This window comes from Acidimicrobiales bacterium, assembly GCA_035316325.1.
Taxonomy (GTDB): Bacteria; Actinomycetota; Acidimicrobiia; order Acidimicrobiales; family VFJN01; genus DASXTK01.
In genome coordinates, this window is record DATHJB010000064.1 from 16,031 (window position 1) to 28,894 (window position 12,864).

Consider the following 12,864-nt stretch of genomic DNA (forward strand, 5'->3'; position numbering starts at 1 on the left):
CCGGAGGATCAGTGTGCGGCGCTGCCGCTCGGCCGCTTGTGGCCCCAGAGGCTGAGCTTGCCGGCCCGGCGCTCGACGTACGGGCCGTCGGGGACGTCGAGGTCCTCGCCCCAGATGTACTCGATGGTGAAGCCCGCCGGCGTCTTGCTGTAGAAGGACACCACCGGGTCCTGCATGTGCCGGCCCAGCGTCATCTCCACCCGCTCCGGGTAGCGCTCCTCCACGATGTCGGCGGCGATGCCGACGTCGTCGAGCGTCCTGCAGTACACCCCGATGTGGGGGATGACCGTGGCGGTGTCGCCGCGACGGTGGTTGGGGTTGAGCCCGTAGGCGATGTTGTGGCTCAGGTCGCTGTTCCTGAACCGCCAGAACGAGCCGCCGCCCTTGCGCAGGCCCTGGATGTACCACTTGTAGCCCATCACGTCCTTGCAGTAGCGCTCGATCTCGGCAACGTCGTCGGCGACGAGCACTGTGTGGCCGAGCCCGTACTCCTCGGACCGGAAGCCGCGATGCGCCCGTCCGGGATGCCATCCCCCCGAGTGGTAGGCATGGCCGTAGACCAGCTCGTGGGGCCACCCGGCCGGGTCGAGGAACTGGGCGACGCCGTAGCACCCGCGCTGCTCCTCCAACTCGTCGTCGCCCACCGTGACCTCGATGCCGGCCGACCGGAGCGTCTCGATGCCCTGCTCCCAGGCCCACTTGTCCTTCGTCTCGATGCCGACGTAGGCGAAGCGGTCCCGCTCGCCGGGGTGGACGGCGATCCGGTGGTCGCGGTCGTCCATGGTCAGGTACACCGAGCCGTCGTCGCGCGACTCGTTCAGGCCGAACCCGAACACCTCGGGCCCGTACTCGAGCATCTGCTTCGCGTTGGGCGACTCGAAGCCGATGTAGGCGATGCCGTAGATCTCCATCACTCCCCCTCAATCCCGGTCGAGCTGGAGCGGCGCGCCGGTCATGTAGTCGCGGTAGCGGAGCCACCAGTTCCAGGCGCTGTCGTCCTTCGAGAAGCCGTCGTAGACCTCCTCGCCGCCCTCCCAGCCTTCCGGCGGGTTGTGACCGACGAAGGCCTGGTAGCGCATCTTCTGGCGGGCGCCCTGGTAGCCGGAGGCCGACTTCTGGATGGCCGGCCACGACTCGGCGTCGTCCTGCTCCACGGTGCCGGAGGTGCCGAAGCCCAGCAGCATCTCCTTGCGGACGGTCTCCTTGTGCTCCGGGGAGGCGTCCTTCTCGACCAGGACCCAGTTGAGCATCTCGAAGGTGTCGACGCCGGTGGGGATGTGGACCCTGAGGTTGGTGTGCAGGAACCCCACGTTCGGGAACATGCCGCCAGGGTTGGGCGGATAGGTGAGCAGGGCGTGGATCTGCCCGTCGTCCAGGTTCTCGAAGAGCTCCGGTACCAGCTCGACCGGCAGTCCCTGCGGCGGGTCCGCGGTGAGCGCCTCCAGGGGCGTGAGATCGGGCGGGGGTGCCTCCCCCATCCGGGCGCCCCGGGACCGCACGCCGTTGCGGGAGATGGCGCGGAGGCCATGCCCGAGGCGCGAGCCGATGTCGATCCCGAACATCGTGGCGCGGATGGCCTCCTGGAGGACGGCAGGCGGAGCGTCGGGGCCGACGACCCGCTCGACGAGCGTCTTGTGGAGCGTGGCGACGTGGTAGCCGTCCGCACCGCAGAACTGCTCGGACGGGGCCTTCCAGTTCGCCCGGATGACCGACCGCTGCGGCGCGCCCACGCACTCCAGCCCGCCGTTCGTGCGCTTGTAGATCGTGTCCAGGTACCACGTGTAGCCGCCCAGGAACTCGTCGAGCCCCGGCGCCGACTCGTCCCAGTTGGCGAAGACGATCCCCGCGTAGAGCTCGACGCGCGCCCGGCGCAGTCCCAGGCCCGGCTTGTCCAGGTCGGTGCCGTACATCTCGCGCTCGAACGGTGCTCCCAGCAGGTTCCCTTCCACGCCGAACACCCACCCGTGGTACGGGCACCGGAAGTTCTCGGCCGACCCCGCCTCCGAACGGCACACCTGCATCCCCCGGTGCGTGCACACGTTCAGCAGCACGTTGATCTCGCCCTCACGGCCCCGCGTGACGACCACCGGGTCGTCGCCGATCCGACGCGCCACGAAGTCGCCCGGCTCGGGCACCTCGGACTCGTGGGCGACGATGTTCCAACACCGGCCGAACAGCCACTGCTGCTCCGCCCGGTACACCTCCGGATCGGCGAACAGCCGCAGCGACGCCTCACGACGCTCCACGTCGATCAGCGACGCCACCGGTGTCCCGTCCGACAGCACCGGACCCACGAATCCCTCGACCAACCCACGCTCATCGATCGCCACGACAAACCCCCTCTGTCGGCCCCTCTGAGCCCTACGTCACACACAGTACAAGATGAGCAGATTTCGTTCAACTTGTTAAGTCTTCGCTACCATGGCGGCACGAGGAGGGGGACTGCCGTGAGCGAACGAACCGTGGTCATCGTGGGCGCCGGATTCGCGGGCCTGTCGGCCGCCGAGACCCTGCGCGCCGAGGGCTTCGAGGGCCGGGTGATCCTCGTGGGCGACGAGGTCCACCCGCCCTACAGCCGGCCACCCCTCTCCAAGGGCGTGCTGCGCGGGGAGACGCCGCCCGAGGCGACGGCCTTCCACGCCGCCTCCTGGTACGACGACAACGCCGTCGACCTGGTGCTCGGCAGCCGCGCCACCGTCCTGCGCCCGGCCGAACGCCGGCTCGACCTGGCCGACGGCCGGTCGCTCCCCTACGACCGGCTGCTGCTGGCCACGGGCGGCCGCGCCCGCACGCTCGACGTGCCCGGCGCCGACCTGCCGGGCGTGCACACGCTGCGCACCCTCGACGACGCGCTCACCATCCGGGAGCGGCTCTCGCCCGACGTCCCGGTCGTCGTGGTCGGCGCGGGCTTCATCGGCGCCGAGGTGGCGGCGTCGGCGCGCACCCTGGGGTGCGAGGTGACGCTGCTGGAGATAGCCGACCTGCCGCTGGGGCGGGTGCTCGGCCCCGAGGTCGGCCGGGTCTACGCGGCGATGCACCGGGACCACGGGGTCGACCTGCGGTGCGGCGTCGGCGTCGAGCGCATCGCCGGCGACGACCAGGTGCGCCAGGTGGTCGCCACCGACGGGTCGGTCCACGAGGCTGCCGTCGTCGTGGTCGGCGTGGGGATGACGCCCGAGACCGACGTCGGGAGGACGGCGTCGGCCACCGCCGGCAACGGGATCGTCGTCGACGACCGGTGCCGCACCTCCGTGCCCGACGTCTACGCCGCCGGCGACGTCGCCTTGCACCCCAACCCCGTCCTCGGGGTGACGCTGCGGGTGGAGCAGTGGCAGAACGCCCAGCACCAGGCCCAGGCCGCCGCCCGCAACATGCTGGGCCGGGACGTGCCCTTCGCCGAGGTGCCCTGGTTCTGGTCGGACCAGTACGACGTGAACCTGCAGATGGCCGGCCTTCCCGGCCCCGACGACACGGCGGTCTTCCGCGGCGACGTCGACGCGCTGGACTTCAGCGTCTTCTACCTGCGCGACGGCGCCGTCCGGGGCGTCGCCGGCGTCAACCGGGCGCTCGACGTCCGGGCCGGCCGCCGGCTGATCGCCGGGGGGGCGGTCGTGACGGCGGGTGAGCTCGCCGACGAGTCGTGCGACCTGCGAGGGCTCACCGGTGCGCGGGCCGGAGCCCGCTAGGCCATGCGGGCGCTGCATCGAGCGTGGATGGTCGCAGGCGTGGTCGGCGAGTTCGGCCGACCGGGCGACTACCGCGCCCGGCAGGTCGCCGACGTTCCTGTGGTCGTCGCGCGTGACGACGACGGCTTTCACGTGCTGCGCAACGCGTGTCCCCACCAGGGAACGCCGATCCTGCGCCGGAACGAGGCGGGCCACAGCCGGCGACTGGTGTGCCCCCTGCACGGCTGGACGTTCGAGCTGGACGGACGCCACCAGCTCGACCGCGTGTCGCGCCGGCTGTCCGCCGTGCCGGATCCGCGATGGCACATCGAGTCCCTGGCGGTCTCGGTCGAGAGCGGAATCGTCTGGGCACGCGTCGACGCCGACGCCGACCCGTCGGGTTCCCCGGCGCCGGCCGATCCGCCGTTCGGACGTCCGGGGGCACCTCGCCGGGTGCTCCTGCGCCAGAGCTGGCGCTCCGTGATCGCCGAGCTCGAACGGCTACCCGGTGTACGTCCGCTCCCGCCCACCAGCGTGATCTGGCGACCGGCCGGCGGCGACACCCGGCTCCTGGCCACCGTCGTACCCCGCAGCCCCGAGCGGACCGAGGTCGTCGCCTGGGCAGAGAGGAGAGATGAACAGTGACGGACACCGACCGCAGCCCGCGGCTCTACGTCAGCGTCGACCCCGCCAAGTGCTGCGGGTACACCACCTGTGCCGACGTGTGCCCTGAGGTGTTCAAGCTCGACGAGGACGGGTTCGCCCACGTCGACGACGACCGCGTGCCCGCCGGCCTGGAGGACAAGGCGCGCGCCGGCGCCGCCGCCTGCCCCGAGCACGCCATCCACGTCGGCGACACGCCCCCGAGCGGCTGAGGCGCCGGAGACGGCCGGGCTCGGCCTAGGCCGTCTCGACCAGAGCGCTGCGGTCGGCGGTCCGGGTGAGGTCCCACAGCTGCACGACCAGTCGCCGGGTCTCCTCCGGGTCGAGGTCGCAGAGGGTCTCCATCACGGTGATGCGGACGAGCTGCTCGACGAAGTCGTCCAGCGACAGGCGCAGGTCGGGCCGGTCGAAGTCGTCGCGGAGCGCCCTCGCGTAGACCTTGCGGAACTCGGGCAGGTGCTCGGTCAGGAACTCCAGGGTGAACGCCGGCTGCAGCTCGCGCAGGCGGCGGACGGCCTGGCGCGTGTCGGGGTCGATGCGTTGCGCCACGATGCGGTCGAGCTTCTCGCTCGTGTCGCCGCCTTCCGCGGCCGCGGCGACGACCCCGTTCTCGAACGTCTGGCGCACATGGAGGGCGATGGCGTCGAGGAGCTCCTCGCGGTTGGTGAAGTACCGGTACACCGTGCCGCGGGACACCTTCGCCTCGCTGGCGACCCCGCTCATCGACAGGCGTTCCTCGCCGTAGAGGGCGATGTGGTGCAACGCCGCCTGCAGGATCTTCGTCCGGGTACGGGAGTCGATCACCCGCGACAGGGTACAAGGTCCCCCTGTACAACCCGGACTCATCCTGTTTCAGCTGTCGCCTGGCCCTCCGGAAGGTTCAGGCAGCTCGACGCCGATCGACTCCGCCAGCATCAGGGCCGGCGACGAGCACCGAGCCCGGTCGGTGTCGGGTGGCAGCAGCCCCGCGGCCACCTGCATGTCGACGTAGCGGTGCACGATGATGGCGAACTGGAGCTCGGCCAGCACCCGGTAGAAGTCGAGGTCGGCCAGGCGGACGCCGCGCAGCTGCTCGTAGCACCCGACGATCTCCTCGGCGTCGGGAACCCCCGGCAGCGGCTCGACACCCCGGGCGACCGTCTGCGAGCGCTCGAACATCAACCACCAGGCGACGTCGATCTCGGCGGGCCCGGTGGCGGCCAGCTCCCAGTCGAGCACCGCCGCCACCGACAGGTCCTCGCCGAACACCATGTTGCCGGGGCGGCCGTCGCCCCAGATGACGTGCTCCGACGGATCGTCCGGGCAGGTGTCGAGCACGTACCGCAGGCCGGCGTCGATCACCGGCAGCGCCCGGCCCCGAGCGGCCCAGCGGTGCCACCGCACCAACCAGGCCATGTGCCGGTCGAGCGCGGTCCCGGTGCCGGGCCGGCGGAGGAAGGCGACGTGGTCGCCTACCGGAACCTCGTGCAGCTCCGCCAGCGCCCGGACGGCGCCGTCGTAGAGCCGGGCCCGCTCGTCCGGCTGGAGGTCGAGGGCCCAACCCTCGACGTGGTGGGAGTCCGGCAGCACGCGGCCCCGCACCCGCTCCATCACGAAGAACGGCCGGCCGAGCACCGCCGGATCGGGTTCGGCCCACAGGACGACGGGAATCGGCAGCCCGCTGTGGGCCGACAGCATCTCCATCACCCGGTGCTGGAACATGACGTCGGGGTCGAGGAACTGGTTCTCGACCGGCTGCAGCCGGAGCACCAGGTCCCGCCGACCCCCGTCCGGGAGCCGGGCCGCGCATAGGTAGGTGCCGTTCGAGGCACCCGTGGCGGGCCGTTCCACCTCGTCCAGGACAGCGCCCGGCAGGCGGGTCCCCAGCCAGTCGCCGAAGGCCTGCAGCGCGGCCCGGTCCGCTTCGCTCGCAACGGTCATGACATCTCCCCCCGTCTCCACCATGTCCCCCGATCCCCCGATCCCGTCTCCCCCGGCTACCGGGCGGCGCGCCGTTCGAGCCAGCCCTGCGCCACGTCCGGTGGGTCGGCCGGGTAGACCCCACCGGCGCTGAGGCGGCCACCGCCGTCGACGGTGATCGTCTGGCCGTTGACGTACTGCGAGTCCTCGGTCGCGAGGAACAGCGCCACCGGCGCGATATCGGTCTCCGGGTCCCCGGGGCGGCCCAGGGGATGGCGGGATGCCATCTCCGCCAGCTCGGGGACCTTGGCGACGAGCTCGTAGTAGACGGTTCCGGCGGCGGCCGGCGAGATGGCGTTGCACAGCACGTTGTAACGACCCCACTCGGCCGCGCCCGAGACGGTCAGCGCCCGGATCGCCGCCTTCGTGGCGTTGTAGTCGGCGTGGAACCACTGCCCGTTGTCGGCGTCGCCCGAGTAGAAGTTGACGACCCGGCCCCCGCCCTGGTCGCGCATCAGCGGCAACGCCGCCTGCATCGCCCAGAGGGTGGCGTAGAAGCCGACGTCGAAGCTGAACCGGAACATCTCGTCGGTCTTGTCCTCCAGGTGGACGTGCGGGGCCAGGCCGATGGCGTCGTTGACCAGCACGTCGACCCGACCCCAGGTCTCCTGCGCGGTGGACACCATCCGCTCGACCTCGTCCTTGCGGCCGACGTCGGTCCGCAGGAACACCCCCTGGCCGCCCAGGCCTGCCAGGTCGGCCGCCACCTGCTTGCCCTCGTCCTCGGCGATGTCGGCGACCAGCACGCGGGCGCCCTCCCGGGCGAAGCGCCGGCATATCCCCCGGCCGATGCCCCGGGCGCCGCCGGTCACCACCGCCACCTTGCCGTCAAGACGACCCATGGTCTCCCTCGATTCCTGTCGTCGACCTTCGAACGTGGAAGCTGGCTCTCACAGGAAGATCGCCAGGTTGGGCGTGCCCAGGACGCTCTGGTCCGGGTACATGATCCGGCGGGCGATCTTGAAGCTCGCCCCGTCGCGGCGGAGGGTGTCGTCCCGCTGCGCCGAGATGACGTCGTAGTCGCTGTTGTCCCACCGGCTGCGCAGCGCCAGGAGGTAGCTCGTCACGGCGTACTCCCCCGGCGCGTCCGACTCGTGGACCCGGACGTTGGACACGAAGCGGCGCACCCGGGACGGCGGATCCTCCGAGTAGGCGCTGAGGCTGTGCAGCCGCTTGATGCGGACGGTCATCGACGCGTGGTCGTCGTCGAAGTGACCCATCGTCGAGTCGAACCCGAGGCCCTGGGAACGGTGCACCGTGCGCCGGACCGGCATGCGGTAGACGAGGTCCTCGGCCAGCAGCTCGTACCACTCGTCGTTCCGGTTGTGGTCGAGCAGCAGGGCCTCGTCGATCAGGAAGTCGACGATCTCGGCGTAGAGCGGATCGCCCGACGAGACGCGCGCGCCCAGCGCGGCCGGATCGACGGCGCCGGACACGCCCGCCATGTCGGTGTTCTTCGCGGTGGTTGCGCTCACTTGCCTTCCTTTCCTGCTTCAGGTGCGAACGCGGCGACGGTGGGGCCCAGCGCGTCGGGGGTGACGCCGTGGACGATGAGCTGGTCGGCTCCGGCGTCGAGGAAGTCGTGGATGCGGCGGGCGCAGTCCTTGGCCGAGCCCACCGCCGCCCCCTCGGCGAAGAACCGGTCGGGCAGGAGGCGGCTGGGCTCCACCAGTACCTCCCGTCCCTTGAGCGGCGATCCGGCGGCCTCGTTGTCGGCCGTCGCCTGACGGACCGCCTCCCGGAAGGGCCCGAGCGGCTCCGCGTCCCAACCGTTGGCTCGCAGGATCAGCTCGCCGTAGCCGGCACCGCTGAAGTAGGCCGCGGCCCGGGCCCGCACGGCCGCGTCGACCTCTGCGTCACTCATGTCGGGTGCGACGACCAGCTCGTGGTACACGGTCACCGACACCGGGTCCTTGCCCGCCCGCTCGGCGCCCGCCCGCACCAGGGCGACGGACCGCTCGACGCCCTCCGGGCTGAGGAACGGGTGGAGGAACACCCCGTCGAAGTGCGAGCCGCCCAGCTCGAGGGTCTTGGGGCCGATGGCGGCCAGCAGCAGGGGTGGCGGGGTGACGTCCGGGAAGTGGCCCCAGTCGAGCTCCGGGAAGTCGCCGGCGGGACCCGAGTAGGAGACGGGCTCGTGGTTCCACAGCCGCCGCAGGATGTCGGCCGAGTCGGCCATCGACCGCAGGGTGGGCTCGGGGACGCCCCACTGGCGCCAGCGGCGCGCCGTGGAGCGCCCGAACCCGAAGAGGAACCGGCCGCCCGTGAGCACCTGCATCGTCGCCCCCCAGGAGGCGAGGGCCATGGGGTGGCGGGTCCCGAAGTGGGTGATGCTGGTGCCGAACCCGATCGTCGAGGTGGCGTGGCCCATGTAGCCGCACAGCGCGCCGGCGTCCTTCAGCGGGCCCTGCAGCTCCGACAGCCAGACCGAGCCCAGGCCGAGGCGCTCGGCTTCGGTCGTCTGGGCGACGCACACCGTCGGGTCCATGGCCGGGCCGGGCAGGACGTAGGCGCCGAGCAACGCCGGGGTGCGCGGGCTCACGGTCGCTCCCCGGCATCGTTCGAGCCTGGTTCGTCGTCGCCGGCGGCCAGGTAGGCGCTCTGGATGTGCTCGACCCGGTCGCGCAGCTCGGCGGCGGTGCCGCTCAGCTCGATCCGCCCCCGGCGCATGACGGCGACCCGGTCGGCCACCTCCAGGGCTTTGTGCACGTGCTGGTCCACCAGCACCACGCCCACCCCCCGGTCGGCGGCAGCCCGCACCTCGCGCATCAGGCGGGCCACGATCAGGGGGGCCAGGCCGAGCGACAGCTCGTCGGCCAGCAGCACCGTGGGCTTGCGACAGAGCGCCTTGGCCAGCGCGAGCATCTGCTGCTGCCCGCCCGACAGGAGGCCCGCCCGGCGCCCCATGTGGGGCTCCAGCTCGGGGAACAGCTCCAGAGCCATCGCCGTGTCGCCGCGGTGCAGGCGGAAGTTCTCGGCCACCGTGCCCTGGGTCATGATGCAGCGCTCCTCGCTGACGATGCCCAGGCCGGCACGAACGCGGGCGTGGAGCGGCGCCTTCGTCACCTGCCCCTGCCACCGCACCCGGCCGCCGAGCGGCGACAGCTCGCCCGACAGCGTCAGCATCGTGGTGGTCTTGCCGGCGCCGTTCGGGCCCAGCAGCGCCAGGACCTCACCGGCCCTGACCTCGAGGTCGAGGTCCCGCACCACCGCGCTCTTGCCGTAGCCGGCGGTGAGCTCGTCGGCACTCATCAACGCGGTCATGTGACCGGCACCTCCTGGTCGATCTCGTCCACGGACAACTCGACGGCGGGCTCGGCCGCCATGGGCTCGCCGAGGTAGGCCCGCACCACCTCGGGGTGCCGGGCGATCTCCTCGGGAGTGCCCTCGGCGATCAACCGGCCGAAGTCGAGGACGACGATCCGGTCGCATGTCGCCATGAGCAGCGGTACGTCGTGCTCGACCACGAGGATGGGGATCCCCTGGCGGGCGGCGATGCGCCGTATGGCCCGCCCCAGCTCCTCGCTCTCCCGGTCGCTGAGCCCGGCGGCGGGCTCGTCGAGGAACAGGGCTGCCGGTTCGGCGGTCATCGCCCGGGCGATGCCGACCAGGCGCATGGCCCCGTGGGGCAGTGCGGAGGGCCGCTGCTCGAGGTACTGGTCGAGGCCCAGCTCCTCGATCACCTCGCGCATGACCGGCGTGTCCCGCCGGCGCCCAGGTCGCACCAGGTCGACGAAGTACCGGCCGGCCTGCTGGCTGTCGGCCGCCACGAGCAGGTTCTCGTGCACGGTCATCTCCTCGAACAGCTCCATCTGCTGCCACGAGCGGACGAGGCCGGAGCGGGCGCGGCGCTCGGGCGTCCAGCCGTCGATCGCCCGATCGTCGACCAGCACCTCGCCGGACGTCTGCCGCGTGAAGCCGGTGAGGATGTCGAGCATCGTGGTCTTGCCGGCACCGTTGGGCCCGATGAGGCCGACGACCTCGCCCGGAGCGACGGTCAGGCTGACGTCGTCGAGGGCGACGATGCCGCCGAACCGCATGGTCACGCCCCGGGCCGCCACGGTCACGGGCTCGCGTCGGGGGCGGGGCGGTGCCAGAGGTGGGGCCGGACGTCGGAACCGGCGACCCAGTCGGTCCATCAGCGGGCCGTACACCCGCGCCTGGAGCGACGCGAGCCCGTCGGGCGACGTCCTCAGCATGGAGATCACCAGCACCCCGGACACCATCAGCATCCAGCTGTTGATGTCGGGCACCGTGTCGAACAGCTCGTTGATGACCTTGGTGTTGAAGCCGCCCGGCGACATCGTGCCGCCCAGCAGCGCCCCCGACGCCCAGCCGATCCCGCCCAGCACCGCGTAGAGGACGACCGTGATCGACCCGAAGACGTTGAACCCGGTGTAGTCGACCGACGTCGTGCGGAAGGCCAGCAGGATCCCACCGGTGGCGGCCAGGCCGGCGGCCAGCCCGAAGGCGTAGAGCTTGGCCCCGTAGATGCCGACGCCGAGGGACGCCGCGGCCCGCTCGTTCGAGCGCACCGCCAGCAGCCGCCGGCCGCTCGCCCCCCGGCGGACGTTGGCCACCATCAGGCCCAGCACCACGAACACCGCCAGGACGAACAGCGCGTAGCGGCCGGGGTTGCCCACGGGGTCGAGGTCGAGCCCGAGGAAGCTGGGCGTGTCGACCTTGGTCCCCTCCAGTCCGCCGGTCAACGACGAGTTGAAGAAGACGATCGACTCCAGCATCAGCGCCAGGCCGAGGGTCACCACCGCCAGGTTGACGCCCCGGGTCCGCAGCGCCGGGAGGGCGATGACCAGCCCGAGGGCCACGGTGGCGGCGATCCCCAGCACCAGCCCCCACTCGAACGGGATGCCGTGAGCCGACACCGTGCGCCCGGCCACCCAGGCGCCGAACCCGCCGAGGGCGAACTGGCACAGCGAGAGCTGGCCGGCGAAGCCGGTGAGCACCACGATCGACAGGATCACGATGCCGCTGGCGAAGGACAGCACGAAGGCCGTGGCCCAATCGTCGGCCACGCTGAGGACGACCACCGTGCTCAGCACCAGGGCAGCACCCAGGAGCGGCAACCGGACCTGGCCGGTGCCGGGCATCGGCAGGCGCGTCAGCATGTCCTGACGGGAGGGACGGGCCCTCCCGCTGACCACCGTCACCACGATGACGATGAGCAGGGGGACGCTCTGGGGCAACCCGCCCAGGGAGTTGGGCTGCACGTCGAGCCACCGGGCCAGGTCGGGCTGGAAGAACGACAGCTCGGCCTGGATGATCCCGATGACCAGCGCCGCGGCCACGGTGAGGGCGAAGGACGAGAAGCGCCCCACCAGCGCCGCGGCCAGGGCGCTCATGATCATCAGCGAGATGATGTTGGCGTTGAGGCCCACGATCGGGGCGATGAGGATCGCCGCGGCTGCCGACAGCAGGCCGGCCACGGCGAAGTTCACCAGCTCGATCCGACTGGGCGACCAGCCGCCGGCGGCCGCTACCCGTCCCGACTCGGCCACGGCGGAGGTGGCCAGGCCGAACAGCGTCTTCGTGTAGACGAGCCGCAGCACCGTGGCCAGCACCACCACGAGGCCGATGATGACGAGCCGCTCCTTCGTGATGACGATCTGGTCGGTGAACTCGACCAGGTCGGTGGGCAGGAAGGAATCGACCTGACCCTTGTTCGAGGTCCACGTGATGTCGATGAACCCCTGGGCCGCCGTCATCAGGCCGAGCGTGGCGATCAGCTTGGTGAGCAGCGAGGCCCGGCGGAGCCCCTGCATCACCAGCACCTGCGTCAGGGCGCCCAGCCCGATGCCGCTGACGAGCGCCGCCAGCAGGGCCACCAGCCAGTTCCAACCGTGCTCGTCACGCAGGGTGAAGAACAGGAAGGCGCTGATGGCCCCGATGGCACTGGCGGCGAAGTTGAGGATGCCCGACGCCCGGTAGACCAGGTTGATGCCCAGCGCGACCAGTGCGTAGAGGCTGCCGGTCGCCATGCCGAGGACGGCGAACCGGACGGTGGCTTCGCTCATGAAGCCGGTGGCCAGCGTTCCCATGGGTCCCCCCTTTCAACGAAGAACGGTCAAAGGTCCAGCTCGAACGGCTCCATGGGATCCACGAAGTGGTCCAACAGGGGGACGATCTCGCCGTCGACGACCCGGGCCATGTAGTGCTCGCGGCCGAAGATCCGCATCTGCCCCATGACCGGGTGGTCGGGGAACGCGGGCTGGCTGAAGTCGTAGGGCGCCGCCTCGGGCCGCTCGACGAGGCCCATCGAGTCGAAGGCGGCGATGAGCGACGCCGGGTCGATGGTGTCGAGGTCGCGCATCACGTCGGCGATGACGTGGATGTTGTGCCAGGCGTTGGTGGCCCAGTCGATGATGCCCTCGGTGTCGTAGCCGGCCGCATCCAGCTCCTCGTGCATCTGGGCGATGCCCTCGTTGCTGGTGTCGCCGCCCACCCAGAACGGGCCGGTGGTGAACACGCCCTCGAGGTCGCCGTCGTACTCGTCGACGAAGCGCTGCGTGATGATGGCGCCGCCCGCCCAGAACTGGGTGTCCTGGACGTCCACGCCCTG

At 71.4% G+C, this 12,864-nt stretch carries 13 protein-coding genes; 3 read left to right on the forward strand and 10 right to left on the reverse strand.

Features of this window, described 5'->3' with window-relative positions; translation table 11 throughout:
- Positions 1–8 precede the first annotated feature (8 nt).
- Positions 9–911: a VOC family protein gene (locus tag VK611_08935; GenBank protein ID HMG41442.1), complete on the reverse strand. Its 903-nt coding sequence runs from the start codon at positions 909–911 to the stop codon at positions 9–11.
- 9 nt (positions 912–920) lie between these two features.
- Positions 921–2,330 carry a Rieske 2Fe-2S domain-containing protein gene (locus tag VK611_08940; protein HMG41443.1) on the reverse strand — a complete coding sequence of 470 codons (1,410 nt, stop codon included), beginning with the start codon at positions 2,328–2,330 and terminating at the stop codon, positions 921–923.
- A gap of 117 nt (positions 2,331–2,447) precedes the next feature.
- On the opposite strand from VK611_08940, the gene VK611_08945 reads away from it, so the two are divergent.
- Genes VK611_08945 through VK611_08955 form a run of 3 tightly spaced genes read left to right on the forward strand, consistent with a single transcriptional unit; the run spans position 2,448 to position 4,540 of the window.
- Positions 2,448–3,686, forward strand: coding sequence for an FAD-dependent oxidoreductase (locus VK611_08945; protein HMG41444.1), 1,239 nt, complete (start codon positions 2,448–2,450; stop codon positions 3,684–3,686).
- 27 nt (positions 3,687–3,713) lie between these two features.
- Entirely contained in the window at positions 3,714–4,310 is a 597-nt protein-coding gene (locus VK611_08950) for a Rieske 2Fe-2S domain-containing protein (GenBank protein HMG41445.1), read from the forward strand.
- On the forward strand, positions 4,307–4,540 hold the full coding sequence (locus VK611_08955; protein HMG41446.1) for a ferredoxin: 234 nt from the start codon (positions 4,307–4,309) through the stop codon (positions 4,538–4,540). Before VK611_08950 ends, VK611_08955 begins: the two co-directional genes overlap by 4 nt.
- A 25-nt stretch (positions 4,541–4,565) precedes the next feature.
- Here the strand turns inward: VK611_08955 and VK611_08960 are convergent, their stop codons facing one another.
- The 8 genes from VK611_08960 to VK611_08995 all read right to left on the reverse strand — a co-directional run.
- A complete protein-coding gene (locus VK611_08960) occupies positions 4,566–5,132 on the reverse strand; it encodes a TetR/AcrR family transcriptional regulator (GenBank protein HMG41447.1) in 567 nt (188 codons plus the stop codon).
- 48 nt (positions 5,133–5,180) lie between these two features.
- On the reverse strand, positions 5,181–6,248 hold the full coding sequence (locus VK611_08965; protein ID HMG41448.1) for a phosphotransferase family protein: 1,068 nt from the start codon (positions 6,246–6,248) through the stop codon (positions 5,181–5,183).
- Positions 6,249–6,304: 56 nt separating this feature from the next.
- Positions 6,305–7,129: an SDR family oxidoreductase gene (locus VK611_08970; protein ID HMG41449.1), complete on the reverse strand. Its 825-nt coding sequence runs from the start codon at positions 7,127–7,129 to the stop codon at positions 6,305–6,307.
- A gap of 48 nt (positions 7,130–7,177) precedes the next feature.
- Complete coding sequence (locus VK611_08975) at positions 7,178–7,762, reverse strand: 3-phenylpropionate/cinnamic acid dioxygenase subunit beta (GenBank protein HMG41450.1); 585 nt, start codon at positions 7,760–7,762, stop codon at positions 7,178–7,180.
- Positions 7,759–8,829 (reverse strand): TIGR03857 family LLM class F420-dependent oxidoreductase, encoded by a 1,071-nt coding sequence (locus tag VK611_08980; protein ID HMG41451.1) that lies wholly within the window; start codon positions 8,827–8,829, stop codon positions 7,759–7,761. The genes VK611_08975 and VK611_08980 overlap by 4 nt, the downstream gene beginning before the upstream one ends.
- Complete coding sequence (locus tag VK611_08985) at positions 8,826–9,551, reverse strand: ABC transporter ATP-binding protein (protein HMG41452.1); 726 nt, start codon at positions 9,549–9,551, stop codon at positions 8,826–8,828. The genes VK611_08980 and VK611_08985 overlap by 4 nt, the downstream gene beginning before the upstream one ends.
- Entirely contained in the window at positions 9,548–12,343 is a 2,796-nt protein-coding gene (locus VK611_08990; protein ID HMG41453.1) for a branched-chain amino acid ABC transporter permease/ATP-binding protein, read from the reverse strand. Before VK611_08990 ends, VK611_08985 begins: the two co-directional genes overlap by 4 nt.
- Before the next feature lie 26 nt (positions 12,344–12,369).
- Positions 12,370–12,864 (reverse strand): hypothetical protein (locus VK611_08995; GenBank protein HMG41454.1); only part of this gene is annotated, 495 nt, incomplete at its 5' end.